Annotated in this window: 28 protein-coding genes and 5 pseudogenes; 5 read left to right on the forward strand and 28 right to left on the reverse strand. The window is 32.4% G+C overall.

The window, feature by feature from the left end:
* Positions 1-79: 79 nt before the first annotated feature.
* From ODZ84_RS09695 to ODZ84_RS09705, 3 genes are all read right to left on the reverse strand, one after another.
* Positions 80-1,729: a hypothetical protein gene (locus ODZ84_RS09695; RefSeq protein WP_266176813.1), complete on the reverse strand. Its 1,650-nt coding sequence runs from the start codon at positions 1,727-1,729 to the stop codon at positions 80-82.
* Entirely contained in the window at positions 1,726-2,370 is a 645-nt protein-coding gene (locus ODZ84_RS09700) for a hypothetical protein (RefSeq protein ID WP_266176814.1), read from the reverse strand. Before ODZ84_RS09700 ends, ODZ84_RS09695 begins: the two co-directional genes overlap by 4 nt.
* Positions 2,371-2,437: 67 nt before the next feature.
* The gene (locus ODZ84_RS09705) at positions 2,438-2,992 is read right to left on the reverse strand and encodes a hypothetical protein (protein ID WP_266176815.1); all 555 of its coding nucleotides are present in this window, start codon (positions 2,990-2,992) and stop codon (positions 2,438-2,440) included.
* 180 nt (positions 2,993-3,172) lie between these two features.
* Between ODZ84_RS09705 and ODZ84_RS09710 the strand changes: the two genes are divergently transcribed.
* The 4 genes from ODZ84_RS09710 to ODZ84_RS09725 all read left to right on the forward strand — a co-directional run bounded on the left by ODZ84_RS09710 (position 3,173) and on the right by ODZ84_RS09725 (position 7,666).
* Positions 3,173-3,586 carry a helix-turn-helix domain-containing protein gene (locus ODZ84_RS09710; protein ID WP_266176817.1) on the forward strand — a complete coding sequence of 138 codons (414 nt, stop codon included), beginning with the start codon at positions 3,173-3,175 and terminating at the stop codon, positions 3,584-3,586.
* Positions 3,587-4,026: 440 nt separating this feature from the next.
* Entirely contained in the window at positions 4,027-4,854 is an 828-nt protein-coding gene (locus tag ODZ84_RS09715; protein WP_266176818.1) for a hypothetical protein, read from the forward strand.
* A 2-nt stretch (positions 4,855-4,856) separates the two neighbouring features.
* Positions 4,857-6,236 carry a DEAD/DEAH box helicase gene (locus ODZ84_RS09720; protein WP_266176819.1) on the forward strand — a complete coding sequence of 460 codons (1,380 nt, stop codon included), beginning with the start codon at positions 4,857-4,859 and terminating at the stop codon, positions 6,234-6,236.
* Between the two features lie 72 nt (positions 6,237-6,308).
* Positions 6,309-7,666 (forward strand): IS3 family transposase gene (locus ODZ84_RS09725; RefSeq protein WP_408612347.1). Its coding sequence is split into 2 segments (ribosomal slippage): positions 6,309-6,644 and positions 6,647-7,666, totalling 1,356 coding nucleotides; the frame shifts between segments, so codons are not numbered across the junction.
* Positions 7,667-7,702: 36 nt separating this feature from the next.
* On the opposite strand, the gene ODZ84_RS09730 is transcribed toward ODZ84_RS09725, so the two are convergent.
* The 11 genes and pseudogenes from ODZ84_RS09730 to ODZ84_RS09780 all read right to left on the reverse strand — a co-directional run bounded on the left by ODZ84_RS09730 (position 7,703) and on the right by ODZ84_RS09780 (position 14,615).
* The gene (locus tag ODZ84_RS09730) at positions 7,703-7,891 is read right to left on the reverse strand and encodes a hypothetical protein (protein ID WP_266176820.1); all 189 of its coding nucleotides are present in this window, start codon (positions 7,889-7,891) and stop codon (positions 7,703-7,705) included.
* Between the two features lie 114 nt (positions 7,892-8,005).
* Positions 8,006-8,704, reverse strand: a complete 699-nt coding sequence (locus tag ODZ84_RS09735; protein WP_266176821.1) for a hypothetical protein — start codon at positions 8,702-8,704, stop codon at positions 8,006-8,008.
* Positions 8,705-8,910: 206 nt separating this feature from the next.
* Positions 8,911-9,405 carry a hypothetical protein gene (locus ODZ84_RS09740; protein WP_266176822.1) on the reverse strand — a complete coding sequence of 165 codons (495 nt, stop codon included), beginning with the start codon at positions 9,403-9,405 and terminating at the stop codon, positions 8,911-8,913.
* A gap of 8 nt (positions 9,406-9,413) precedes the next feature.
* Positions 9,414-9,680 carry a hypothetical protein gene (locus ODZ84_RS09745; RefSeq protein ID WP_266176824.1) on the reverse strand — a complete coding sequence of 89 codons (267 nt, stop codon included), beginning with the start codon at positions 9,678-9,680 and terminating at the stop codon, positions 9,414-9,416.
* A 49-nt stretch (positions 9,681-9,729) separates the two neighbouring features.
* Entirely contained in the window at positions 9,730-10,032 is a 303-nt protein-coding gene (locus ODZ84_RS09750; RefSeq protein ID WP_266176825.1) for a hypothetical protein, read from the reverse strand.
* Positions 10,033-10,275: 243 nt separating this feature from the next.
* On the reverse strand, positions 10,276-10,713 hold the full coding sequence (locus ODZ84_RS09755) for a hypothetical protein (RefSeq protein ID WP_266176827.1): 438 nt from the start codon (positions 10,711-10,713) through the stop codon (positions 10,276-10,278).
* Positions 10,714-10,717: 4 nt separating this feature from the next.
* Complete coding sequence (locus ODZ84_RS09760; RefSeq protein WP_266176828.1) at positions 10,718-10,951, reverse strand: hypothetical protein; 234 nt, start codon at positions 10,949-10,951, stop codon at positions 10,718-10,720.
* 388 nt (positions 10,952-11,339) lie between these two features.
* On the reverse strand, positions 11,340-11,876 hold the full coding sequence (locus ODZ84_RS09765) for a hypothetical protein (protein ID WP_266176830.1): 537 nt from the start codon (positions 11,874-11,876) through the stop codon (positions 11,340-11,342).
* Positions 11,877-11,935: 59 nt separating this feature from the next.
* Positions 11,936-12,643, reverse strand: coding sequence for a hypothetical protein (locus tag ODZ84_RS09770; protein ID WP_266176831.1), 708 nt, complete (start codon positions 12,641-12,643; stop codon positions 11,936-11,938).
* Between the two features lie 207 nt (positions 12,644-12,850).
* Positions 12,851-13,926 (reverse strand): annotated as a pseudogene (locus tag ODZ84_RS09775) (IS3 family transposase); the annotation flags it as partial.
* A 530-nt stretch (positions 13,927-14,456) separates the two neighbouring features.
* The gene (locus ODZ84_RS09780) at positions 14,457-14,615 is read right to left on the reverse strand and encodes a hypothetical protein (RefSeq protein ID WP_266176833.1); all 159 of its coding nucleotides are present in this window, start codon (positions 14,613-14,615) and stop codon (positions 14,457-14,459) included.
* A 376-nt stretch (positions 14,616-14,991) separates the two neighbouring features.
* Here ODZ84_RS09780 and ODZ84_RS09785 point away from each other — a divergent pair, with 376 nt between their 5' ends.
* Positions 14,992-15,846 carry an IS5 family transposase gene (locus tag ODZ84_RS09785; RefSeq protein ID WP_266173844.1) on the forward strand — a complete coding sequence of 285 codons (855 nt, stop codon included), beginning with the start codon at positions 14,992-14,994 and terminating at the stop codon, positions 15,844-15,846.
* A 2-nt stretch (positions 15,847-15,848) separates the two neighbouring features.
* Here ODZ84_RS09785 and ODZ84_RS23105 read toward each other — a convergent pair.
* The 14 genes and pseudogenes from ODZ84_RS23105 to ODZ84_RS09855 form a co-directional block, all read right to left on the reverse strand.
* Positions 15,849-16,220: pseudogene (locus ODZ84_RS23105) on the reverse strand (RHS repeat-associated core domain-containing protein); the annotation flags it as partial.
* Between the two features lie 231 nt (positions 16,221-16,451).
* Entirely contained in the window at positions 16,452-16,865 is a 414-nt protein-coding gene (locus ODZ84_RS09795) for a hypothetical protein (RefSeq protein WP_266176834.1), read from the reverse strand.
* A gap of 8 nt (positions 16,866-16,873) precedes the next feature.
* Complete coding sequence (locus ODZ84_RS09800; protein ID WP_266176835.1) at positions 16,874-17,716, reverse strand: hypothetical protein; 843 nt, start codon at positions 17,714-17,716, stop codon at positions 16,874-16,876.
* A gap of 175 nt (positions 17,717-17,891) precedes the next feature.
* A complete protein-coding gene (locus ODZ84_RS09805; RefSeq protein WP_266176837.1) occupies positions 17,892-18,311 on the reverse strand; it encodes a hypothetical protein in 420 nt (139 codons plus the stop codon).
* Positions 18,312-19,170: 859 nt separating this feature from the next.
* Positions 19,171-19,512, reverse strand: a pseudogene (locus tag ODZ84_RS23430) (RHS repeat domain-containing protein); the annotation flags it as partial.
* A gap of 209 nt (positions 19,513-19,721) precedes the next feature.
* Positions 19,722-20,228, reverse strand: a complete 507-nt coding sequence (locus ODZ84_RS09815) for a hypothetical protein (RefSeq protein ID WP_266176838.1) — start codon at positions 20,226-20,228, stop codon at positions 19,722-19,724.
* Positions 20,229-20,953: 725 nt separating this feature from the next.
* Positions 20,954-21,208, reverse strand: a pseudogene (locus tag ODZ84_RS23760) (RHS repeat-associated core domain-containing protein); the annotation flags it as partial.
* Between the two features lie 234 nt (positions 21,209-21,442).
* Positions 21,443-21,934, reverse strand: coding sequence for a DUF6843 domain-containing protein (locus ODZ84_RS09825; protein WP_266176840.1), 492 nt, complete (start codon positions 21,932-21,934; stop codon positions 21,443-21,445).
* 750 nt (positions 21,935-22,684) lie between these two features.
* Positions 22,685-22,954: pseudogene (locus ODZ84_RS23625) on the reverse strand (RHS repeat domain-containing protein); the annotation flags it as partial.
* 114 nt (positions 22,955-23,068) lie between these two features.
* Positions 23,069-23,296, reverse strand: coding sequence for a hypothetical protein (locus tag ODZ84_RS09835; RefSeq protein ID WP_266176841.1), 228 nt, complete (start codon positions 23,294-23,296; stop codon positions 23,069-23,071).
* Positions 23,297-23,316: 20 nt separating this feature from the next.
* On the reverse strand, positions 23,317-23,727 hold the full coding sequence (locus ODZ84_RS09840) for a hypothetical protein (protein WP_266176842.1): 411 nt from the start codon (positions 23,725-23,727) through the stop codon (positions 23,317-23,319).
* A gap of 6 nt (positions 23,728-23,733) precedes the next feature.
* Complete coding sequence (locus tag ODZ84_RS09845; protein ID WP_266176843.1) at positions 23,734-24,108, reverse strand: hypothetical protein; 375 nt, start codon at positions 24,106-24,108, stop codon at positions 23,734-23,736.
* A gap of 99 nt (positions 24,109-24,207) precedes the next feature.
* Positions 24,208-24,720: a hypothetical protein gene (locus ODZ84_RS09850; RefSeq protein WP_266176844.1), complete on the reverse strand. Its 513-nt coding sequence runs from the start codon at positions 24,718-24,720 to the stop codon at positions 24,208-24,210.
* Positions 24,721-24,744: 24 nt separating this feature from the next.
* Positions 24,745-25,164, reverse strand: coding sequence for a polymorphic toxin type 44 domain-containing protein (locus ODZ84_RS09855; protein WP_266176845.1), 420 nt, complete (start codon positions 25,162-25,164; stop codon positions 24,745-24,747).
* Between the last annotated feature and the right edge of the window lie 26 nt (positions 25,165-25,190).

Below are 25,190 nucleotides of genomic sequence, written 5' to 3' on the forward strand. Positions count from 1 at the left end.
AAATTTGATTTTATTCATAGATCATCTGAAACTGAGGAAAAGTGAGGAATAGAGTCCTGAATTGTAAAGAACGTGCATTTCAATTAATAGTTTTTTCATATAAAGAGTCTATCTCAAAACTCAGTATTAATTTACCGCCGAGCACAGTTTCCTTGAGCTCATCCATCAACTTGTCTACAATCATTTTCATCTGATCTGCTTTCTCAGTGTTAACTTTTGCTATACTGTGATGTACGCTCATATTATAATCAGTAAAAGAAAATATGTTATTAGAGAATTGATCAAATAGATAGTGGTACTTATGTATGTCCATATCTGCGTAGATACATAGTTGCCAAAGTGCTTCGGTGGTCATATAATTTGGCAGATAGTAGGTTTTTGCATAGATGTATGTTCTACAAAAGGACAAGAGAAATAAAGCAAAGATATTATCTACCCCTTGATAATTTTCTTTTTCTCCATCAATCAGTTTATAAAACTGCAATGAACTTCCCAATGTGCTTTTGTAATAAAAATACAGGTCATTGTGCTGTGGATGATGGGGCGTTTCCCAATGTGGTTCCGGATGATACTTATCTGAGGAATAGACGAGATTTTTACCTTGCATAATGAAAACAAAGAAACTCTGGAACTCACGGAGATTCTTTTGAATCCAGTAACGATCGTGACCTACCAATAAAAACTTATACTGAGTTCCAAAAAGGCTCATCAAAGAATGGGTGATGGCTTTAATTTTTTCATTGTTTACGTTCAGACCAATTAGCAGTAAATAGTAAGTTTTTACTTCCCCATAGGTAGTTTGATGAAAAAAATAGATCTGTTCTAATTCTGCGAAAGTCAATATTCTGTCAATAGCTCGGTCGAGAATTTCATCTTTTGGCGATTCCTCGATTGGGGATAAGTCTTCATCAGCATTACATATCTTCTCGTATTGCTTTTTTATAAGATGCTTCAAATTGTAGAATCGAACTGAGATGAATTTATACAATGAATCCGAAATAATGCGCAATGAATCAAACATTTCTGAATTGTAGATTAACTCATCCTCTTCAATCGATTTCTTTGTTTCTTCAAAAATTTCACTAATAAAATATTGGTGCTGATTCTTTTTGACAAAATATTGTTTGAGTTCCGGAATGTAGATCAGCAGTTTATTTATCCTTTTGTTCAGATCAATGTCGAATGTTCTGTTTCCGGTAAATAATTCTTCCAAATATTCAAGATCATATTCGATCAGTTTTTCATAAGAAGTAAAGACACTATTGTAGGAATTCTCAGCGATCAGCCTTTCGACCTGTAACTGATGTATCTCGTGGTCGTGGTGAAAATTATCTTCGTAATGATTAAACTTTTTGTGATATTTTTTCCAGTTTCTATTGATCAAAACTGAAGAACGAGAGTCTTCTTTCTGATAAATCATTGATGATTGCTGACAATAGTATTCGATGAATGGATGACCTTTCGAGAATTGGTATTCAATTCTGGAATAATCAATGAAATAAATATAGACCTGATATTGTTCTCTGACTTCGGCAACCCATCTTTTTGACTGCAATTTTAAAGCATCTGCATTTTTAGAAACGGAGATCAGTAGGTGTGATTTCGTTGAGTTTTTTTCCTGCTTGTGGAATATCTGAACAATTGAATAGTCGTGTACAAGCTGATTCAATGTACTTTCCAAGAACTCGTTGGCGAGAACTGAAAATGGAGATTTATTTGGCGTTTTCATAGCTGATCGTTTTTAGTTTCATAATCACTATCGTAGTATATAAAGATAGCCTCAATAAATAAGCGAACCAAGGCAAACCATACCATCATATCGATACGTACACCCATTTCGGGATCGCTGTCAAATCCCAAAGTCTGTTTCAAAACAAAATCAGGGTCTTTCATATTTTCTTGATATTTCTTAAAGTAATCAATTCCGACTATTGATAATATTAGTAGGAATAGCTCATTAATACATTCCTCGGAAGTGATTGCATTCATTATATAATTTATGCTATCAAATTGATTCACATCATCAACCTTGCATTTGCTCAAATTACCCTTATCCTTGTCAAAGTAAAAGTGAATGAGTAATAACAAGCAGGACAGCAGTCCTGCCGTTTTGATATCCCGCCTGCTTGCATCTTTGATCTCAATCTTTCCTGATAACAATTTCTCCAATTCGTATTCTTGAATCAAATCAGGATAGCTATCGAGCAGTTCTGTAAGTCTGGGATTATTCAGTTGGTCACGCAGGCAGAATATGCCTAATTCAAGATCTTCTCCTTGAGAATTCTGAACCAGAATACTTAATGCGATCTCAGCTTGCTCTCTTGTTTGTACAAGCTGTTTCTCTTTACTAAAGGGTGTGTTCTTTTTCATTTCAATAATTTTGCTTTAGTAAAGTTGACGAAGGAGTGAGGGATATTCTATTCTGGAAAGGGATATATTATTCAGGATCGTTTGTTGGTTTATTTTTGATCTTTTTGAGACCTCTTTCACTCATTATCTGTGCTGCGTCCAACATTTTAACAAGGTAAATGTGGGGAGTGATAAGGTCATAATCAAATTCCTCTTTGTAAGGTGAAAGTGATACGTGAACAATTTCATTAAGGAAAAACTCGTACTCTTCCAGTGTTTTGCATTCAAATGCTTTTTGAAAAACCAAAAACGGATCTTCATATTCTTCCTTGTTCAAAGATGCCTGACTTATGATCTGCCATTCTTCGGGAGTCTTTTTTACTCTCCATTTTTTAGCTTTGAATGTCAGCAGATATCCTGCTCTTATAAATGATTTTACGGCAGTATGAAAATCAAAGACATCTCCGGGACGGTCTTTTTTGCAGACCTCCGCTTTGTAGACATATAGCATAATTTCGCTAAGCGTATTTTTATAACTATCTATAGTACAATAGTTTAAAAAAGCATTGATGAGTTGAAATGGATTTTCAATTTCATCGATTGCCCAGAAACTCGTCTCCAAAGATATTTTTGTCTTTTTCATAAGAATAGGTTTTGAAATGTGAGAACTAAATTCTGTTGTTACCACTGAGTAATCTATTCTTTCAGTGAATAAAATATCCGTTGGAAGGGATATTTTACAGGATAATTTTTTAACTTTACAATTCAGACGAATTAACAGAAATGGCTTTATCTTTAAGCCTTTTAAATTTTGATAACCGCTATGGAACAGAAAATACATCAGGGAAGAAATGTGAAACGCTTTAGAGAAATGCTTGGAATCAAGCAGGAGGCTTTAGCTTTTGACTTAGGCGAGGAATGGAATCAAAAAAAAATTTCTCTGTTGGAACAAAAAGATGTAATTGAAGATGATCTTTTGAAAGCAATTTCAAAAGCGCTTAAAATTCCTTTAGAGGCTTTTCAGAATTTTAATGAGGAGCAAGCTATCAACATAATATCAAATACATTCCACGACTTTAAAGATAACTCAGTTGCTTCTGCAATGAATTATCATTGTACATTTAATCCAATAGATAAAGTTGTTGAATTATATGATGAGAAAATTGCTTTGTACGAAAGAATGCTGAAAGAGAAAGATGAAATGATGGAGAGGCTGGAGAAGCTAATCAGCAAATAAAAAATTAAGTAATTCGGGATAATTACTTTTTCATAGGAAAGGCTCGACTTAGGTTGAGCCTTTTTTGTGGCTAATATTAATTCGTGATCCTAATTTTGAAATGATGTTAATTATATCCAAATTATGGAATTACGTAATTTTAGCGTTATTTTCTTTGTTATTTTTGCTAAATGCACCCTTTAGTGAACTAAATTCATTGTATATATTAAAAAGAATTTTAAATTTATAAATCCTTAAAAACTATTATAAACCATTGATAAAACCTAAATGAAAGAAAAAAGAATTCCTATCGATTAAATTAATTCTTAATAAAATGTTTCTTAATTGGAATAACTCAGAACAACTTCAAGTTGTTTGACTTATGTTGCTATGAACTGTCATTATATCGCCTACTAGCTAAAATGACAAGCCTATAGACTTATCTTTAAAAACTAAAACCAATGTCACTAACCATTTTAAACAAAAAATGCAGTACTTGTAAAAAGTACAATTTTTCGGTATATAGCCACTCTTTAACCTTCAGTGAAGTAGATCAATATATTTTACAAATATTGTATGATGAAAGTAAACTGAATTATCTTTTTCAAAAAAACAATGCAATTTCTCCAAAACAAAGAATAATTCAATTACAAAGATTTATAGAAAACTCCTTTATAAACAGAGAGGCAAGTGTCAATGATGCGGAAATTTATACTTCTATTTCATCAAATCAAAATGAGACATATTACTCTTTTTTTGCAGAAGCACTTTTGGCAAGATTGAATATTGATTATGTTGATAATGATTTAATTACTGGTGTTATTGCTGTGAACGAAAATTTAACTAAAGTATCAACGGGCGCAGACGTATGTATGTTTTCTGATACAACCTTAGTACTAGGCGAAGCAAAATTTTATAAAACTTTAAATAAAGGTATTCATTCTATAATTGAAGATAGCAGCTTTAATAGCAAATTATCAGATTTTATAAAAAACGTAACAAGTTCAGATACAGAAATTATACTTAAAGATATTACTGGAGACATCTGCGAAAAAACTTCGGACGAAATCAAACAATTGCCACTCATTTTATCTGGATTTGTCTTGCATACTAGAAATCAATCTGACACTTATCAAGTTACCTATGATCTAGTTGATAATATCAAAATATCCAATTTCCCACCACATTATAATATTCATTTATATCATTTACCTGTTGAATCTAAAAGCGAATTGATATATAAAGCTCAAAGGGCAGCTTTGGATTTAATTATTGATCTTAAAAACTAATTATGATAAATCAAAAAAATAGAGAATCTATAATCAAACTTTTAGATGATTCTGAAAGCGACGTAAATGTTGAAGATCTTTTCCTTTATGAATTGTCTCCATACTATAATGAGAAAAAAAATGATTCTTTTTTTTCTAAGCAATTGGAATTCATACAAATTAGTAATTTATTGAATCATAATGATAGTAATATTTCTTTTACTCCAGAGCAGGTAAAAATTTACAATCAAATTATTGAAAATGAAAGAGTGTTAATTTCTGCACCAACAAGCTTTGGTAAAACGATGTTGGTGAAAGAATTTATTTTTAATGAACAGCCTAGTGTGATAGTCTTTTTAGTACCTACAAATTCTTTGGCAGATGAGTTGATAGAAGATTTTAATTCTTTATTTAAACCTTTAGGATATACCATTTATGATACAATAAAAGAACAGAGTATTATTGGTGATAAAAGTATTTTTATTGGAACTCAAGAGAAATACTATCAAATTTTTCAATATTTTAATTTAAGGATAAACTTATTTGTGATAGATGAAGCTTATAAGTTAAGTGATAAAATTAACAGTAGTAGAGAAGTATTATTAAACAGAACTTTTATCGATACGCTGAATGTGGCTGATAAAGTTGTTTTATTATTACCGCTAGTTAATGAAATTAATGGATTAGATAATTTGAATTTTAAAACTTTAACTTCTGATTATGCTCCTGTAGCTAAGAATTTCATTCCACTTAAATCTTTTAGCAAGATTTTACTAGAAGATATCAAAAATAGCACTGAAAGTAATCTGATATATTTTAATTCTCCATCAGATGTAGAAACTTTTTTTTTGGACAAAATAGATTTTTCTTTAAATGAAGATAGCAAAATCTCTGAAGGTTGGATTGATCGTGTGGAATCTGATTTTCATCCAGAATGGGCTCCTATAAAGGCAATTAAAAACGGTATAGGAATACATTATGGACCTATGCCAAAATTCATACAAAAAAAAGTAATTGATCTCTTTAATTCTTCAGAACTAAAAACATTGCTTGCTACATCTTCTGTAATCGAAGGAGTTAATACAACAACAAAAAACATATACATTACGACAGCAACAAAAATTTTAGGAGATAAAAACCTAATTAAATTTAAAAATCTTATTGGAAGAGCTGGACGTTTGGGAAAGCATAAAGTTGGAAATGTATTTTATCAAGAAATGCATCAAAAACATTTTGATGAGGCAAACAAACCATATGAAGATATTAGTTTAAATTTTATCATTCAAAATGAGAACGAAATTATAGAAATCAATAGAGAAGAAGAATATAATTCTAGCAAAATTAATGATGTTGTAGAAAATAAGACTGGAGACGAGTTTAAAATTAAAACTCAAGGCTTGTAAATCGTCAGCAAAAAGTGGACATTAGACATTAAAAATTTAAGGAGTGTTTTCATAAAAAGAGTAATTTTAATTATGGCAACACCGAAAAAGAAACCGACCGAGAAATTCGTAAAAGATATTCGGCAGAACACCCGCAGAATATTCACTGCAGAGCAAAAGATTTTAATCGTGATGGAAGGTCTTCGAGCGGAGACTTCCGTAGCCGAACTTTGCAGGAACCATAATATTGCACAGTCGCAGTTTTATGCCTGGAACAAGGAGTTTATGGAAGCAGGAAAGAAGCGCTTAAATGGAGATGTCGCTCGCGAGGCTACGAGTGATGAAGTATCAGATCTGAAGAAGGAAAATGCACGTTTGAAAGAGATCGTAGCTGATCTGGTCGTTCGCTATGACATTGTAAAAAAAAGTTTAGACAGGCTGGATTAATCGATAAATACAGGAAATATATGAGATTATCGGCAGCTGAGAAATACGAGATCATTCAAACGGTAACCACAAGTGAACTCGGCGTGAAACGAACCTTGGAAAGTTTTGGAATTGCTAGAAGCAGCTTTTACAAATGGTATCAAAGCTACTTGGAAAACGGCTATGATGGCTTGGAAACTACGAAAAGAACAAACCATAGGCAATGGAACAGCATTCCTGAAAGACAGAAAGATCTGGTAGTAGAGATCGCTTTGGAACACACCGAATTATCTGCAAGGGAACTGGCCTACAAAATTACCGATGAGCAAAGTGTTTTTATTTCAGAATCTAGTGTTTACCGGATTTTGAAGCAAAGAGACTTAATCCCGGCACCGAATCATTTTCTTCTTTCGGCAGCAAATGAGTTCAAAGACAAAACGGAATTTGTGCATCAAATGTGGCAGACAGATTTTACTTATTTCAAGATCATAGGCTGGGGATGGTACTATCTGAGCACGATCTTGGACGATTACAGCCGCTACATCATTCACTGGGAGCTATGCGACTCAATGAAAGCCGAAGATGTGAAACGAACGGTGGACACAGCCATTAAAAAAGCAAAATTAAAGACCAAAGCCAAACCGAAACTGCTCTCGGACAACGGTTCCTGCTACGTCTCCAATGAGTTGAAAAGCTATCTGAAAGACGATTTAAGGATGAAACAGGTTCACGGAAAACCAATGCATCCGCAGACCCAGGGCAAGATTGAACGTTATCACAGAACGATGAAAAATGTAGTGAAACTAAATCATTTTTATCATCCCGAGGAACTCATCCAGGCACTGGAGAAGTTTGTAGAAAACTACAATAACAAGCGCTATCACGAGTCGATAAATAACCTCACTCCAGCAGATGTGTACTTCGGAAGATCAGAACAGATTTTGGAAAAAAGAAAGCAAACAAAAGCGGAATCCATCCGAAAAAGAAGACAAATATATAACCAACAAAAATTAGTAAGTTTATAAATCGAAAATCCTCCTTAAGGATTTAAACTAAAATGTCTAAGTTGGTTTGAAGACGTACAGTCTAGGTCCCAATGTTGTATTAGGAGTTGAAGTTCCTCCTATGAACCGTTTTCCGTTATAGTCCATCCCGCTTCCCATTCCATCACTGAAACCGCTTCCGGTATTGGTGTAGGTACCGCTTCCTAATCCGGACAATCCATTAAAACTTAAAATTAACCCTAGCAATTTTTACTAGGGTTAATTTTTAGTGAATCATGAATTAATTTTGCGAGATCGGCTATGTATAATGTGCCAAACTACAAATTTTTCATATTATAATTGCTAGATTAAAATGTATTATTAATTTATTATTTCAAAACCAACACTAGTAAATTGCTCGTAAAAATCACTAAATAAAATATTTTTTGAAAAATATTTTTTGAAATTCCTATATCCTTTTATTTTTAAAGATGGTATTTTTTCTCTTTTTTTCATGGATTCACCAATACTAACTAAACAATCTCTAAAAGAATGAAATTCAGTACCAAAATAACCGTATGAATTAAAAAATGCTTTTCCAATTTCATAATATACATCCAAATCAGTTGCAACTTTCGATAAATCAATGACTATAATAGAAGAGGTATTATCTATATTTTCTCTAACTCCACTTAATAAACAACATCCTCTTAAATAGTAGTATTTTTCTTTATTTGTCAATTCATACCATCTTATTTTTTCTCTTTTATCTGAAAGCAACTTAAAATTATCTATATATCCTTGATTGTATAATCCTAAAGGATTATTGAGAATTCCCATCAAAATAATTTCTCTATTCTTGACTAGAATATCAGAAGTATTAAAAATATAATCATTTTTGAAAGTTTTGAAAGATACTCTTATTACTAAATTCTGATTGGATATTTCTCCAAATTGCATATTGATAGATTTAATATCATTCTTTTTAATAATTACTTTGTCGAAATCCTTTTTGCCAATAAGCTTGATATAACTAGTTATTAATAAGGTTTTTTCGCTTAATAAAAATTCTATTTCCATTTTACTGCTGAACTTGTTGTTATTTGTATAATTTTAGTATAATCATGATTTATAACTAATCCCCATCTTCCATCAGGATGCTGAACTATTCTACTGCTATACCCTAGCAATTTTACTAGGGTTAATTTATAGTGAATTATTGAATAAAATCTGTAAGATGATTTTCTTCTATTTCATGCTTTGTCTTAAGGACTACTAATTATTAGTTAATCATTACAATAAATTGAAGAAGATTTTGGAATTTGCTTATTAAATTTTATATATCTATTTGTCACATTATCCTTTCCTATCTCGTCACCCATCTCATATGCTTTTAACATTGTAAATGTACCAAACTTACTTGAAAAATTATATTTTGGATCATCTACTCCGATAGATAAAATTTTAGAAATATCTGTATATGCTTTTTTGTAGTTGTTTTTTTCAGCCATAAGAATTGCATAGTATAAAAATTCCTTATCATAGCCATTTATTACAAATTGCTTATAACATTTTTGATAAGAAATAGTATCTCCTTTTATTATTGCATTTTTTAAGCTTTCTTCTATATCTTTATTGATGAACGGAAGATTAGACATCTCAGAGGTTGTAGCAAAAGGTTGCTTTGCGATATTATGACTATCTTCTGTGATAGCATCCTTTTTACTTACCTTACCACAACCTAATAATACTATCGTTGCAATTAATATACTTTTCTTCATTTTATAATTTATTGAAAATTTTTAAATCTTTGTCTAAATGTCTTATAAGCTTCACCTGTCAGAAATTTTCCATTTCTATAAAAAACAATAACTCCCATACCATCTCCTGAATTTAGTCTTTTATTTACATTTTGTATTCCTTTAACCGATTCGTCATATGATACATAACCATGAAAGGCTACCACTGTTAAATTTGGGTGTGCAGCAGATATTTTCATTTCTAAAGACTCGTCATCCTTAGTGGCAGTACCTGATCTACAAACATACAATATCAAAACAGCATTTTTTATGGTATCAACATTTTTCCAGTTTTTATTTTAACCTTCATCGACTTATCAAAATTTTCTGCCTTTCTGATAAATGTATTGTCGCCATCCATATTCCACCAAAATCGCCATGCCCAAAAGCTCTAAAAATACCGTCTCCTTTGGTATTTTTAAATCGCGAATACATTTCATCAAATTTGTTATGAAAGTTTGGAAGATCACCTTTACCAAAGAAATTTGTAGGCTCTTCATCTAAATTAGCAAGCCAATTTTGAAATAAATTAGCTTCTTCATTAATGTTCTCTGCCCCAAACTTTGTAAAATCAATATGCGAAAACGGATTTTTTCCGTCTCCATTCAAAAGAGAAAAAGTAGCCGAAACCGATTGAAATTTGCAGACCGTCCTGCATCCATATTTTCTTTGTAGTTCATGAAAGCATTAATGGCATCCTAACCCGTATAAGTTTTGGCGTCATTTCTATCTGGATTTTAAAATTAAACCCTAGCAATTTTACTAGGGTTAATTTATAAATTCGTAGGATCAAGTTACATACTAGTAAGATAGGATAATTATCTTCCCCAAAGCAGGTATTAATTTTAGTAATCAACTACTGATAAGCATAGCCTTGTTATAAGATATTTCAGAATTATTGGATCGTAATAAAGTAATACCTGGGACATCATTATCCTTTTCTTCAGCAATAAAAAACGAGCTATCGCCAATTAAGATCCACTCATAAGGATCATCGTTTCGGCTACTTACTAAAACTTCTTCGTTTAAGTATTTAGATACCTCAATTCCAAACAAAAAATTACATCCAAAAACAGTTGTAATATTATTATCATCATTAAGATAAACATTTAATTCAACATAAAACTCTGAAACATTATCCAATATTCTATTTTCAAATCTTATTTCAAAATTTTCAGGGTTTAATAGATCACCTATATATTCTTCGTCACATTTAAAAATATTACTTAACATTTGGGTTATATGGGCATTTCCTTCGCTTTTTTTTAGATAACAGATATAACTATACATATTTTTAATATTTCTTTATAAATTCTCTTGCAAAATTTGCATCTGTTGAGAAAATTCCGGCTCCTTGTAATGCATGATTTAATTTTATTGCAGGAACTTTCTTCACCAATTGAATAGCCTTAATTTGTCCTTGTGTTAAATCTATAAAGTCTGGCGCTCCTCCACTTTTAGGAAATAATGTAGCTCTCAACATATCTGCGCTCTCCTTAATTCTTTTCTCAAACACACTAAATTGCAAAGCATTTTGTAAACAAAAAACCTCGTAAATTGCGAGGTTTTTTGTTTACAAAGGAACGAGCGAGACACTCGTATCATCTGAGGTAATCAAATACTGTTTGTGTTGAACCATAAATCATTTGCTGAAAAAATATTATAATTAATTTCCCAATCTAATAATTGATTTTTCAAAATATTATAATCTAGTTTTAAATTCTTGTCATCCAAATTGTCAACAATAATTGTACACAAAAATGGAAATTGATTTTTATTTAAGCGGACAATATTTTCATAGTTTTTTATTCATTACCACAAATATAAAAAAATCAACCCTTTTATTCTATACCTAAACATTATCCCAAAGATTTATTTCTATTGTTCTGTTTTCATATACAAAGTTGTATGATTGATTAAATTGGACTGGGTTTAATGTTTTTTAACCTTATAAAAGAAGCAGGTGCCGGAACAATCAACTTTTCTCCTATATTCTGTTTATTATTATTTTCATCAACTACGCATAAACATATATCACATTCAAAGACTAATTTTTCAGAGTCAATTTCTACAAATGCACGAAGATTATCATCATGGCAACAAGGACAATCTTTATCAGATTTAAACACCAAAAGATTAAATATAATGTCTCTCGTATGTATAATTGCCCATTGAGGAGAATCAACTTTGGATTGTATAATATCATATTGAATAATTTCATCTAATGAATACCAAACAACATTATCTGCATAAAAGATCTCTTCTATATTTAGCTTTTCATAATAACTGAAGTAATCTTTATATAAATTTTGTATTTGAACATCCTTTAACTCTTTTATTTCTTGTGTCCAATCTAGTAATAATTTCAATAAAGAGTAAGCATCCAAATTATCTCTATCCTGGATTATACTCTGTTTTAATTGTTCCCATTTTCTTAATATAATATGACTCATTATGGTGCTATTGGATATGTTGTTATTAAATTTCCCTTATAGTCTGTAATTACATTAATCTAAGAGGTAGCTGCTCCTCCTTGCTTTAAAGATGCATTACCTATTATTTGACCTGTATCTACAGTTCTTTGAAATTGCCCCCAAGTCAATGGTGTTAATGGAGAATTAATTACAGTTTTACTCTGTAATATATTTTTTAATTGCTCTTCTGTTGTACTAAAAACTGATCTATTGTTGCCTAATGGTCTGTTAAAATGTCCTTCTAATACATGTTTCCATCCAGCACTCACTGGTTCCCCACTTAAACGTAGAGGCGTAAAACGAGTAATTCCTTTTGCAATATTAATTCTAGAAGCATCTACATTAACAAATTTTTGTATTCCATTAGTATTTCCATGACTCACTTGAATCAGCATAGCCATTAACTGAATAGTTCCAACTGCATCTTGAGTCTCTTCATCTTGATAATCAACCACAGTATCAAAAGTAGCCCATCCTGCAGAAGCAGCAAGATTACTTCCACCCATTAGGAAAGTTCCCATTGCAAAAGCAAGATTTTTTTCAAACTTTTCCGTAGCAAGAGCAGCATTACTATTTCTAATTGCAGCAGCTAAACTATTTTGTGAGGTATGATAAGCATATAAGCTGTGAATACCCATAAACGCAAGTCGAGAATCTGATACATGCTTAGTTAATTGAATTTCTCCAATTTCAATGGGGTTATCAGGACTAGAACCTTTCTTCGGCGGATCTTCTTCTCCGATCATTCCTGTTGGATCGTTAAATCGTATCGGATTCCCATAAACATATAAATACGGGCTGTAATCAAACTGTAATTCGCTCAAAGTGTAATCTCACCCATCTTAAGTACACTTAAAAGTAGAGTTTTTAGTTAATAATTTATTGTTGTCGTTGTTAAAATTTTGTTGGAATGTGGGAAACTCGTTGGCCTTAGTTTGGGTTAGTTTTCCATATTTCAATAAAAAACCCCTTGGCGTGAGGTATTGCAATGATTTGTGAGGCCGCTCATTATTATACATCCACATCCAAATTTCCGAATAATGTCTCATCTGACTGATGTTCTCAAATAAATAAACATCTAAGAATTCTGTCCGAAAAGTTCTGTTGAATCTTTCTACCAAAGAGTTTTGCGTTGGTTTTCCAGGCTGAATATAATGAAGCGCGACTTCATTTTTATTGCACCAGTCTTTTAGTTTTTCAGCAATAAACTCTGGACCATTGTCAACTCTTATCTTTTCAGGTTTCCCACGCCAGTCGATTAGTTGTTCCAGCTCAGAAACAACTCTTGCTGATGGTAAACTCGTGTCGATGGTAATATTCAAAATTTCTCTGTTAAAATCATCAATGATATTAAGGCTTCTAACGCTTTTACCATTCTCCAGAGTATCGTGCATAAAATCCATACTCCACGTTACGTTAGGATAAACAGGACGAAGCAAAGGCTCTTTCACCCTTGCCGGAAGCCGTTTCTTTCGTTTACTTCTTAGATTCAGTTTAATCGATTTGTAAATCCTGTAAACCCGTTTGTGATTCCACCCGAAACCCAAATTTCTCAAACGGTGGTGCATTGTCCAAAATCCCCAGGTCTGATGCTGTTCTGCGAGCAAAATCAACTCCTCCCGAATCTTATCATCCTCATTATTTTTCTTTCTTTTATAATAAAATACCGAACTGTTTATGATAAAAAGTCTACACGCATTCCGAATGCTTATTCCGTGTTCCGATCCGGAATAAACGACCAGTTCCCGCTTCTCGGAAGGTGTTAAAGCTTTTTTGCAATCACATCTTTCATTACCACGTTTTCCAGCGTAAGTTCAGCCACGATCTTTTTATATTGTGAGAGTTCCTTTTCCAATTCCTTCATTTTAGAGAGTTGCTGCACATCCAAACCACCATATTTACTCTTCCATTTGTAAAATGTCGGCTGGCTGATCCCGTGTTCACGGCAAATCTCATTCACTGTTTTTCCTTGATTTTGTTCAGCTAAAATCTTAATAATCTGAACTTCTGAAAATTTACTGTTTTTCATAGTATTCCAAATTTAAAAACTATATTTTTAAATGATACTGTTTTTGGGGAAGATTACAGGATAATCTTCCATGAAACTTTAGAATTAATAGGCCGTCTCACAACTCGTGAAAACGGCCTTTTTTATGAAATTTTTCTATATCTCTATACGAGCAGGGTTTCGTTTAAACCATTCTCAACCCAACATCGGTTAGTTGTGATACACCTTCTTTGTTGTTATTAATTCTTTTTTCTATCTTTTATCTTTAAGTAATATAAAACCAGCTTATATAAGATAAACCATAAAATTAGAAAAACTATTGTTTGCAATATGAATATTGATAAAAATGAGACATCAACCATAACTAATCCAAATAATAAAATATTAACAGGATAAGTAATTATTACGAGTGGTGTCCATAGGGGGCTATTATAATCGAAGTCGAACAAAGAGTATTCTGGAAAACTAACCAAAACAACCAAAGTCCCTAACAATACATATATTAAGCTAAATAGCATTGTACCGAATAAAATTTTATTTCTTTTCATATATTATCTTAGTGATGGAAATGTTATAGCTTGTTTCAAAATACTCTTTATAGTTTGTCTTTTAGGCTGAGAAGCACTATTTAATCCCCTTCCTAATATTTTTGCCTGAATCATAAGTTTAGTATTTCCTTCTTTTCGATACTTGTCTTCTAATTTACCCATACTATTAACAAAACGATCATCTGCTGTAATTGTAGCTGTATTGTTAAATAATGCACCCGCTCCTACAGCGTGTAATTTATCATAATCCTTATCGTGAATAAAAGCTGGAACTTCTATTTCAGTTGGTGGTACTGAATAATCGGATTCACCATTATATTTTCTTGGGTTTTTCCCCCCGGATAATTATATCCAAATAAATTTTTATTTAAGGTTTCTGGATTTAATTGATCTAAATTAACTTTTCCATCCTCAAGTGTAGAATATAAAGTTTTCGCAGCGGATTCGCTAAGCTTTGCATCCTTATAATGAAGTGATCTTGACTTATTAAAAAAAAATAGATTAGTTGTTTGCTATAAAAAAAGGGATTAGGAAATTAGTGCCGCTAAACAAAAAAAAATCCTATCCCTTGTACCAAGTACTAAGCAAAGATACAATAGAATTAGAAATTGCACCTTATATTCCAATTGGAAAAAGAGGTTTCAAATCAAAAGCACCTATTTGTGAGATTATTAACTGTATTTTATATAAACTTAAAACAGGCATTCAATGGTATCTTTTACCTGTTTTACAATTGTTCAGTAAAGAAGTTCTACATTATAAGACAGTTTTCGGCTACTACCGTCAATGGTGTAAAGCCGGAATATGGAGAGCCTGCTGGAGTGGTATTTTACAAAACAATAAATCAATGATCGATTTGTCCAGCGCAGATGTAGACGGCAGCCACACTCCGGCGTTAAGGGGAGGTGAAGCCGTTGGATATCAGGGTAGGAAAAAGCGTAAAACAACTAATGCCCTTTATTTGTCGGATCGAAATGGCTTGCCACTGGCCATGTCGATCCCTGTGTGTGGAAATCATAACGATTTGTTTAATATTGAAAAACATTTTACAGAAATGACCAATTTTTTACAGGAGTCGGGTATCTCATTGGATGGTCTTTTTGTGAATTTTGATGCCGGATTTGATGCGGAGAATCTACGTTTAAGAGCGTCAGAATTGGGGATAATAGCCAATATTGCTCATAATAAAAGAAACTCTAATACAGATAATGACCATTATTTTGATCATCAACTATACAAAGAGCGATACGCCATAGAAAGAACAAATGCCTGGCTGGATAGTTTCAGATCGGTGCTCAACAGGTTTGATACCACCATTACCAGCTGGATAGGATTTAATTATTTAGCTTTTATTGTTATTGCCTGTAAAAAGATGATGAAAAAGTCGAGATGAGTTCAATTATTATTAACATAACTTAATAATGTACTAGCATTATCTCCTTTTTCTTTTATTAAATTACCTTTCCCATCCTCACGCCAATCAGGTAAGTTGTTAGAGGAATTTGACACTGAATTTCTTAGTTGTAAAAATGCAACTTGAGCATCAGCTCCCGTGTAAGTGGTCCCTGATGTTGTTTCTTCAATACCTCTCCCGTCTGGGTCGATAAATCTTATAGGATTATTTACGGCATAATTGTAAGTTGAGTGTCTGCGATACTGTTCTGCCAACGGGTCTACAACTCCCCACCGTCCAACATCCGGCATATACATTCTCGCTCCGTAGTCATTCCAGCCAGTTTCCTGCTGGAGTTCTTTACCGTTATACTGATATTTATACGCAGGGTTTCCGGCTGGGGTATTGTACCCTTCATGCTTTAATCCAAAAGGATACTAGTGGTTTCTTCAAGAACTTTTGCAATATTTTAAATTATATGAAATAAATTAGGATATTGTCGTCAATACCCTAATTTATTTAGTGAAGTCTTTGTCTAAAACTATAAGTTAACTTACACACTTTATGGGGAAGATTACAGGGGGGTAAATTCTTCAATATAGAAATTACTTTACATTAATATTCTTTTTAGTTATGAACTTTAGAATTTCCACAATTACAAACCATGAGGATTTTTCTAACTTTAACGTCTCTACTATATTTTGAGTAAAAATCTTCAAAAAATCGTTTGTAGAATTCTTCTTAATATCACCCGGCAATTCTATATTTAAAATTTCAGACAACTTAATATGTGAAATATTTTTATTATCATAAATAGTAATACCTCTATTAGTTAATATCCACCAATATTCATTATTATAATAACAGATAATTTCTTGTTCATTGTCTATTAAATTGATTTCAGCCGATATAATTTGTTGTACTGAGAGGCTTAGCTCTTCCCACAATTTTGTTTTATTTAAATTAAGTTTACTTCTTTTAAATTTTGACTTGATAACAGACGAACTTATATTTTCCATTTTTTATATTATTTTACAGTTTGAATTAAACGGATTGATGACTCACCTGTTTGTGTATATAAAAACCCCAACCTCTGAGCTAATCCAGGATTAAATAATTTAAGATTAATAATTGAAGTCCCTTCTATTATTAATGTATGAGCACCAACACTTTTCGCTTCATTATTCATTGTTCTAAGTAATAGTGATAAACTACTTGACGAATCTGATGATATAAGTGTTGATATTGATTTTGTATAAGTACCTCCAGAAAGCGAATTAGTAGAATACATATAATATTGTCCGGCTGCATACATATCATCTGTGATTGATGGAAAAATACTAGCTACTTCATCTGTTGCTGTCGCAATTTTCGCTGCCCTTCCATATCCACCAAACATATTATACCCACCACCACCGAAATCCTGCATGATTTCTATGTGAGAACTATTCATTAATCTAAAAGATCTGTCAAGACTGGATTCCCCTGCATTAGAAAAAGGATTATCTCTTCTCTCTCTGTATTCAGCCATTCGATTATAATGAGCATTTCTTATTAATCCAAACAGTCTTACACCGTCGGGATCATAATCAATAGCTTCAACCTGTCCTACAGTTAATGTTCCAGTTCGAGATACCTTAGCTCCCGGTAAGAAAGTTGTAATCCCTGCACCTCTTCCTCTAAATCTATCGGTCAGCCAGCTGGCGGCACGTTCCCACCAACTTGGTCTAGGTCCCAATGCTGTATTAGGAGTTGAAGCTCCTCCAACAAAACGTTTTTCGTTATAGTCCATCCCACTTCCCATTCCATCACTGAAACCGCTTCCGGTATTAGTGTTGGTACCACTTCCTAATCCGGATAATCCATCCATAAAAGATTGGGATAATCCTCAATGCAAACTTTAAATTAAACCCTAGCAATTTTACTAGGGTTTAATTTAAAGTGAATTATGGAATAAAATCTGTAATATCTGGAGTTTGATGAATATATTTTTTTTGTTTTACAAGCTGTTAAATTACAAACAATTATGACCAGAAAATTAGAAATTACGTAATTTCACATTTAAAATCATTTTTCTCGTTCACTACAAAGGCCAGGTTAACGGTACTATTTGAAAAAGTTATAAGATGAGTATTCTCTTTAATGCTTAATCCAAATACTAAATTCAGTTTATTTCTTTGAGCTTTCATTATTTCTACAAATCCTCCGGAAAAAGTATAGTGATTATTCTCCACCTTTACAATGTCAGAAAGTTTTACACATTCAAAATATCCTATAGTAAAAGGGGTTCTTTGCTCGATATTTCTACAGTATAAAATCTCTGTTTCAAATTCAATATTCAAAATATCCCCATCAAAAAGCTCAGCTTCAAGACTAATTTTATTATTGCGATACGAATATCTTTTTAACTCAGAATCTCCGGTATTCGAAAAAATCTTTTGTAGCTCTTCTGTAAAATCTTTCATTATTTTCCTAAATTAAAATATTGCTTAAATTCATTCTCAAATCCCTTACTTTGAATTTTATTATTTAAAAAGAAATGTCCTTGCTGTCCTCTTATACTATAATTGAGATGTGGAAATGTTGAGGAACCTTTTCCATTTCCCCAATCTCCGTGTCCCCAATAAACTTGATCTCCACTTTTATTTTCCCAACCAATCCATTTACCTGTTTTATTATATATTCTTTTCTTATCAGTTCCTAGAACTGAAGCTCCGAAATTTTTTGCATCATTTGAATTTTCAAATAAGTAATCTGCTTTTAATTGTCCTTTTTAGTTTTCCCAGTACTTATTATAAATCCTTTTTCAGCAGCTAGAATTTTTAATGCATCATCTCCATGTTTTGTCATTAACAAAAATGGCAAAGCTGCATAATTCATTGCCTTGCTATCTGAAGCAGCGAGAGCTATTCCAGCTACCTCAAAAAAACCAGTTACATCATTTGCTCCCCCTACATATTGAATAGGACCATCGAATCTTCGTACATACGCTGCATCATACTTTGGATCCTGCATTGGATCATAAGGTGTTGCAGGTTCCACAGGTCCCACTTCTACGGTCCCTACTCTTGAAACTGTGGCCCCCGGTAAAGTGGTAGTAATTCCTGCACCTCTTCCTCTAAATCTATCGGTCAGCCAACTGGCAGTACGTTCCCACCAACTTGGTCTAGGTCCCAATGCTGTATTAGGAGTTGAAGCTCCTCCAATGAACCGTTTTCCGTTATAGTCTATCCCGCTGCCCATTCCATCACTGAAACCGCTTCCGGTATTGGTGTAGGTACCGCTTCCTAATCCGGATAATCCATCCATGAAGGATTGGGATAATCTTCCATCAGGATCTATAAAAGATACGGGATTATTAACCCCATAATTATACGGCGTATGTCTTCTTAGAGCTTCCGCCAAAGGATCCATCACGCCCCATCTTCCCAGCTCAGGCATATACATTCTCGCTCCGTAATCGTTCCAGCCGGTTTCCTGTTGGAGTTCCTTACCGTTATACTGATACTTATACGCAGGATTTCCGGCTGGGGCATTGTACCCTTCATGCTTTAATCCAAAAGGATAATAGTTGTTTTCTTCAAGAACTTCTGCGCCGTTTCCATTGTTAAAGTAGCTTACGCGGACATTTCCCAAATGGTCTACATAGCTGTAAATATACTTATTATTCTCAAAATTAAGAGGAGCTTTTTATGTAGAAAAAAATTTAATAACTGTAGTATCACGAAATCTATAGCAGCAATCTCATTTAATTTTGCAACTCTTATTTTAAAGAACAAGAGTAGCTTTTTAGCTACTCCCAACAAATATTATTCTGATTGATCTTATTATAGGAAAAATTTGATTATAACTAGTACTTTTCTCATAGATCTTTTTTATTGAATTACCTTTCCTTCATCATCTAATAATATTGATGCAATTTTTATTCTTTTATTTTTTTGAAAGTCATAAACAAAATATAAATAATTTGCCTCCGAACTATCTAATAAGTCATGTAGTGACAGTAGATATTTTTCATTACCTTTCTGATAATTATCCAATATATATGTTAATGAATTGTAGTCTATGTCATCTGACTTTCTAAGGTGTTGTATTTTAAAAGGTTTTTCAGAAGAGGTACACAAATATTTTTTCTCATCTGTTAAAGGATTATATAGTAATGCTATATAATGGAGATTTTCATTTTCCAATAAGTGTTTGCGCCATGAAATTACTAAGATTAGAGGTTTCTTTTCGGTACTAAGTAAAGGTTTAATAAGCTTCTTTTGTCTTTGAAAATTATTATACAGAGTTAAATCCTTATATTGTTTGGTAATAGAGTTACAACTAAATAAGGTTACACTAATTAGCAACAAAAAAAATATTTTTTTAACTGGTTTCATTTCTTACTATTTATTATTTTATTATAGATTGTCTGAATACTATTTGGCATTGTAAATACTCTATTTTTAAAATTAAAAGAATTTCCAACATTAAGTAGTTGTACAGGCGAAGGCCGAATTGTCCCAACATCTACCAATGTAGTTTGTTCTTGAACATCAGCACTATAACTTGTTCTCAAAGGTAAGCCTTGTTCATTTCTTAACATATTTTCAATGTACGACGCAGCTATTTCAGAGCTATATATATTACCACTTAAACCATTTGTTTCACCATCAAGCCAAATTGTTTTAAGTTCGGTATGAGAGTATGTCTGATTTAGCCAAGTATGTCCTAATTCATGAAACAAATCAACATAAAATCCTTCCCTAGTTTGTTTCGGCTTCTCTCCTAATAATGAAGTATAGGAGAAATTATTTTGCTTGAAAGAAGTATATATTTCAGTACCTCTTGTAAAATTTGTTCCTACTCTTTCTTTACTTGAAAATGTTTTACTATCCTGTAAGGATGCATTAATCTGATCATTAGAAAATTTTTCTAAAAATTGACTACCAAATGAATTTTTATCACCTCCAGTCATTGAATTTAATGCCGAAAGAATTTTTCCAGCATAACTTACTTCCTCCACGGTTACTTGAACATCCCATTTTTTTGTCTGCTTATTCTGTTCATATAATCCCCCGTTTACATATCTATAGGTATTACTTCCATCTTGGATAGTAATCCACATACCGGTTGGATCTACAAATTTCAATGGATTATTAAGCACATAATTATATGTATTTGTTGGATAATACAATTCCGCCAAAGGATCCATCACACCCCATCTTCCCAGTTCCGGCATATACATTCTCGCTCCGTAATCGTTCCAGCCGGTTTCCTGTTGGAGTTCTTTACCGTTATACTGATATTTATACGCAGGATTTCCGGCTAGGGCATTGTACCCTTCATGCTTTAATCCAAAAGGATAATAGTTGTTTTCTCAAAATAACTGTTGTATTTTTTTTCCAAACTCAAAATAAAAATTAGGGTATTGAACACCCTAATTTATTAAATATTTCTACTTTAGAAAGTATATAAAAATGATACATTCAGTTCTCAAAAAGGTATCAACTCAACAAAAATCTTGCAACATTATAATACAATAACGCATTGCAAATTAAGAGTTTTTATTTAAAAAAAATAAAGCGAAATGCACACACTAGCAATGAAAGATTTAAAAATCTATCCCTGTAACCTGTTTAACTGCTTTAAAAAAATCATTATTATATTGAATTGAAAAATATTTATCTAAAGATTCCTGATCAGCTACATAAAATTCCTGAAATTTTAAGCTTTGCTTATCATTGCTATTTCCATATGCACCAACAGTACCATCTCTATATATTCCTATTTCTTTCTGGTTCTGGTGGTTATCAAATAATATATTAATTGGAGTCCTATTTCCTAAGGAATCTACAAAATAATATTCATGTTTTACAAAGCCATATTCAGGTTTTGCTTTCGTTAAGAGTATTCCATTTTCAGGGATTTTATATACCCTTTTATCTCCTTCGTAAATAATTTCTTGTCCTTTCAACTGACTAAAAATTACATTAACCTTTCCTCTATAGTTATTTTGTATTAGATATATTTCAGGCTCTGGTCTGCGCCCTAAACAAGAAATTAATCCTAATATCAATAAAGGTGTTAAAAATACTGTTCGCATATTTTTCATAAAAAACTTTAATTGTTATTACCAACGTCCACTTGCTCCTCTTCCTCCAAATCGTCCGCCTGATTTATTCTGATCATCTGCATTTAACGGTGTACTTTGCATCATTTTATTCCATTCTTGTACACTAAATAGAGTATCACCCATTTTAACGCCTGTAAATACTCCATTTTCATCAATAGTAGCAGTAAAATTAGAAGTCATCATCGGTTTATCAATATTACCAGGCAAACTTGTAAAAGGGTTACCATCATATGGACTTACTCCGATAAACAAAGCATTTCCCTTAGTATCTTGAATAAATGTTTCTACGGCTGGAAATCTGTCTCCCGATTGAACTGCCATAATATCCAAGGTACCCGTTTTAGTATTTTCAGTCAATGAAAATTTAGTTTTAACATCTATATCTGGAGAGGCAAATACCAATGGATTATGTCCTGCCATTGATGAAGTCCAAAATACTGTATTACTACCGTCTTTATTAACTTTATATTTAAAATCAGAAATATTTCCTTTGTCATCAGAAGCTGTTTTCGTTCCTAATTTCGGATGATGTGATGGATCTGATCTAGTTACTAAATTAGTATATTTATGAGTAGAAGGATCCATAATATAACTTTGGCTTAATCTTGAAGTAGCGCTGAGAGAGGTTGTATATCCTCTATTAGCTCCATCTCCATCAAAACCACCTCCAAACGTTTTGAAGGGTGCAAATGCCCGTATATTTATTGGATAAGGCCAACGTCCATCTGTATCAATGAACATAATAGGATTATCAAATGTATAGTTATAAGGACTAAATCTAGTCATCTTTTCCGCCAAAGGATCCATCACACCCCATCTTCCCAGTTCCGGCATATACATTCTCGCTCCGTAGTCGTTCCAGCCGGTTTCCCGTCGGAGTTCCTTACCGTTATACTGATATTTGTACGCAGGATTTCCGGCCAGGGCATTGTACCCTTCATGCTTTAATCCAAAAGGATAATAGTTATTTTCTTCAAGAACTTCTGCACCGTTTTTCTTGAAATTATTTCAAATAAAATAAGGATATTGAAAAAGTCAATACACAAATTATTTAAAATTAAATCATAGGATCATAATTTTTTTTATCCCATGAAGATATCAGATCTAATATTCATATTTTTCATTAGCAATTATTATTTTATTTTTAGCAGTTTCTAATGCGTAGCAAAAAGCATCAAGCTCTAAGTTTAATTTTTCATTAAGAAAGAATTCTATTTGTAACTTTTCTGTCTCTTGATTAATTTCTGCAATCAAAATTTCATTATACCAAATCTCTGCTACTAAGTTTTCTCTATCTGGTACATCTGTTACTAATATTTCAAAATTTTTCATTTTTTATGGTTCTATAAATCCTATAAATTATTATTATCTACACTAAATCGAGCTCCTTGCCCTTGTGGTATTTTGTATTCTACTATATTTCCAAACCCAGCATGATGTCTTGCTGTAAAAATAGTTTTAGGGTGTGTTAATATTTCAGTGAGTACTGTCTCTCCTTGCATATTCATAGCTTCTGCATTACCTGTTACTTTTGGAAAAGCACTTCCTACTCTACTACCATGCTTTTGTAATGCTCTTCCAACAGCTGTAAGTCCACCTTTATCTGCCGACTTAGCAGCAGTCAATAATTCTCTCATCACTGTAGAGCTCTTATTAAGAACCCCCAGTTCTCCGTTTATGTTTTGCGGAACTTTCATCGCATACAGGAGTGTTGCTACCTGAGCTGAATTATGTGCTTTATGTCCTTCAACCCCTAACTGCATTAAGGCCTATGTTAGACCGGCTTCCAAAATCATATACGGAACAGCAAGTATATTAACGTCTTGCAATCCGCCTTTATCATTTCTTACTCCCACCATTGGATCATAAGGTTCCACAGGTCCCACTTCTACGGTCCTTACTCTTGAAACTGTGGCCCCCGGTAAAGTGGTTGTAATGCCTGCACCTCTTCCTCTAAATCTATCAGTCAGCCAGCTGGCAGTACGTTCCCACCAACTGGGTCTAGGTCCCAATGCTGTATTAGGAGTAGAAGTTCCTCCAATGAACCGTTTTCCGTTATAGTCCATCCCGCTGCCCATTCCATCACTAAAACCGCTTCCGGTATTGGTGTAGGTACCGTTTCCTAATCCGGATAATCCATCCATAAAAGATTGGGATAATCCATTAAAACTTAAAATTTAACCCTAGCAATTTACTAGGGCTAATTTTTATCATTCATGGATTAAAAAATTAACGAATTAATATCATTCAATTATATACCAATTTGCTTTATATTTTTTATAAAAATATCCCATTCTAATTCTTTCTACTCCAGATGCTTTTGGAACTTTCAGTAATATTGCTGGGGAATTTATCTCAAAAGGATTAATAAATACATTATCATTCTCGTCTACAGACAGTAGTTTAAAATTATATTTTCTAAAATTAATAATTAGCTTATTAATTTTTTCCTTGTCAAAATAATCATCCATATTATATTTTTGTAATAAGGAGTTATTAATTTTTGTTATACTATTCTGGACCGCATTATAATGCACAAAATATAAAGGTTTATTGCCCTCTAAATCACCTATTATATATATAATTTCAGTAGGATATTCTTGTCTAATTGCAATAAATGATCCCTTAAATAAAGAAAAATTATGATTATCATATTTTGATATTACAGAGTCAATATCTGTATTTCTAGAATTCTGACAAGAATATAAACTTATGAAACTTAGAAAAAATAGGATTTTAAAAAAATTAATTGCCATAATTATTTAATTTTAGTGTTAAAATTATTTTCTTATTAGTGCCCTCAAATTATTTCTTTCAGAATAGTTGGCACCTTTAATAATTGATTTCTGATCATCAGCAGAATCCCATTGAGGCTTATAACCATTACTTTTTGAATTTATTAAACTATTTGCATGAGCAGCTATTTGTAGTGTTGAATAACTAAATCCTAATGTATAACCAGAAGTTGCCCATAAAAAATTTCCAAAATTCATATGATTTTGAGCTGTGTTATCACTTCCAGGAATAAATAATACTGAAGAGGGCTTACTCAAAGGATTAGAACTAACTCCCTTGGAAAAAAATTCTAAGGGTAAAACAGAATATGAGTAATCAAATTTACCTCCACCTTTGCTTTCTGTATAAAAATTTGACCAATTACTTTTATTCTTAGAATCAAACGCCCCTTGCTGTTTTAACATATTTATAATTTCATTTTTACTAACCA

Source organism: Chryseobacterium fluminis (assembly GCF_026314945.1).
Classification (GTDB): domain Bacteria; phylum Bacteroidota; class Bacteroidia; order Flavobacteriales; family Weeksellaceae; genus Chryseobacterium; species Chryseobacterium fluminis.

What these genes read in the sequence shown, in the direction of transcription:
- ODZ84_RS09845 (WP_266176843.1), bottom strand. Translation starts at nt 24,108, where the DNA reads ATGGATGGATTATCCGGATTAGGAAACGGTACCTACACCAATACCGGA.
- ODZ84_RS09710 (WP_266176817.1), top strand. Translation starts at nt 3,173, where the DNA reads ATGGAACAGAAAATACATCAGGGAAGAAATGTGAAACGCTTTAGAGAA.
- ODZ84_RS09780 (WP_266176833.1), bottom strand. Translation starts at nt 14,615, where the DNA reads ATGGGTAAATTAGAAGACAAGTATCGAAAAGAAGGAAATACTAAACTT.
- ODZ84_RS09840 (WP_266176842.1), bottom strand. Translation starts at nt 23,727, where the DNA reads ATGCAGTTAGGGGTTGAAGGACATAAAGCACATAATTCAGCTCAGGTA.
- ODZ84_RS09825 (WP_266176840.1), bottom strand. Translation starts at nt 21,934, where the DNA reads ATGCGAACAGTATTTTTAACACCTTTATTGATATTAGGATTAATTTCT.
- ODZ84_RS09740 (WP_266176822.1), bottom strand. Translation starts at nt 9,405, where the DNA reads ATGAAGAAAAGTATATTAATTGCAACGATAGTATTATTAGGTTGTGGT.
- ODZ84_RS09815 (WP_266176838.1), bottom strand. Translation starts at nt 20,228, where the DNA reads ATGAAACCAGTTAAAAAAATATTTTTTTTGTTGCTAATTAGTGTAACC.
- ODZ84_RS09700 (WP_266176814.1), bottom strand. Translation starts at nt 2,370, where the DNA reads ATGAAAAAGAACACACCCTTTAGTAAAGAGAAACAGCTTGTACAAACA.
- ODZ84_RS09795 (WP_266176834.1), bottom strand. Translation starts at nt 16,865, where the DNA reads ATGGAAAATATAAGTTCGTCTGTTATCAAGTCAAAATTTAAAAGAAGT.
- ODZ84_RS09755 (WP_266176827.1), bottom strand. Translation starts at nt 10,713, where the DNA reads ATGTATAGTTATATCTGTTATCTAAAAAAAAGCGAAGGAAATGCCCAT.
- ODZ84_RS09850 (WP_266176844.1), bottom strand. Translation starts at nt 24,720, where the DNA reads ATGGCAATTAATTTTTTTAAAATCCTATTTTTTCTAAGTTTCATAAGT.
- ODZ84_RS09715 (WP_266176818.1), top strand. Translation starts at nt 4,027, where the DNA reads ATGTCACTAACCATTTTAAACAAAAAATGCAGTACTTGTAAAAAGTAC.
- ODZ84_RS09800 (WP_266176835.1), bottom strand. Translation starts at nt 17,716, where the DNA reads ATGGATGGATTATCCGGATTAGGAAGTGGTACCAACACTAATACCGGA.
- ODZ84_RS09735 (WP_266176821.1), bottom strand. Translation starts at nt 8,704, where the DNA reads ATGGAAATAGAATTTTTATTAAGCGAAAAAACCTTATTAATAACTAGT.
- ODZ84_RS09835 (WP_266176841.1), bottom strand. Translation starts at nt 23,296, where the DNA reads ATGAAAAATTTTGAAATATTAGTAACAGATGTACCAGATAGAGAAAAC.
- ODZ84_RS09855 (WP_266176845.1), bottom strand. Translation starts at nt 25,164, where the DNA reads ATGTTAAAACAGCAAGGGGCGTTTGATTCTAAGAATAAAAGTAATTGG.
- ODZ84_RS09805 (WP_266176837.1), bottom strand. Translation starts at nt 18,311, where the DNA reads ATGAAAGATTTTACAGAAGAGCTACAAAAGATTTTTTCGAATACCGGA.
- ODZ84_RS09695 (WP_266176813.1), bottom strand. Translation starts at nt 1,729, where the DNA reads ATGAAAACGCCAAATAAATCTCCATTTTCAGTTCTCGCCAACGAGTTC.
- ODZ84_RS09720 (WP_266176819.1), top strand. Translation starts at nt 4,857, where the DNA reads ATGATAAATCAAAAAAATAGAGAATCTATAATCAAACTTTTAGATGAT.
- ODZ84_RS09705 (WP_266176815.1), bottom strand. Translation starts at nt 2,992, where the DNA reads ATGAAAAAGACAAAAATATCTTTGGAGACGAGTTTCTGGGCAATCGAT.
- ODZ84_RS09770 (WP_266176831.1), bottom strand. Translation starts at nt 12,643, where the DNA reads ATGATCGGAGAAGAAGATCCGCCGAAGAAAGGTTCTAGTCCTGATAAC.
- ODZ84_RS09765 (WP_266176830.1), bottom strand. Translation starts at nt 11,876, where the DNA reads ATGAGTCATATTATATTAAGAAAATGGGAACAATTAAAACAGAGTATA.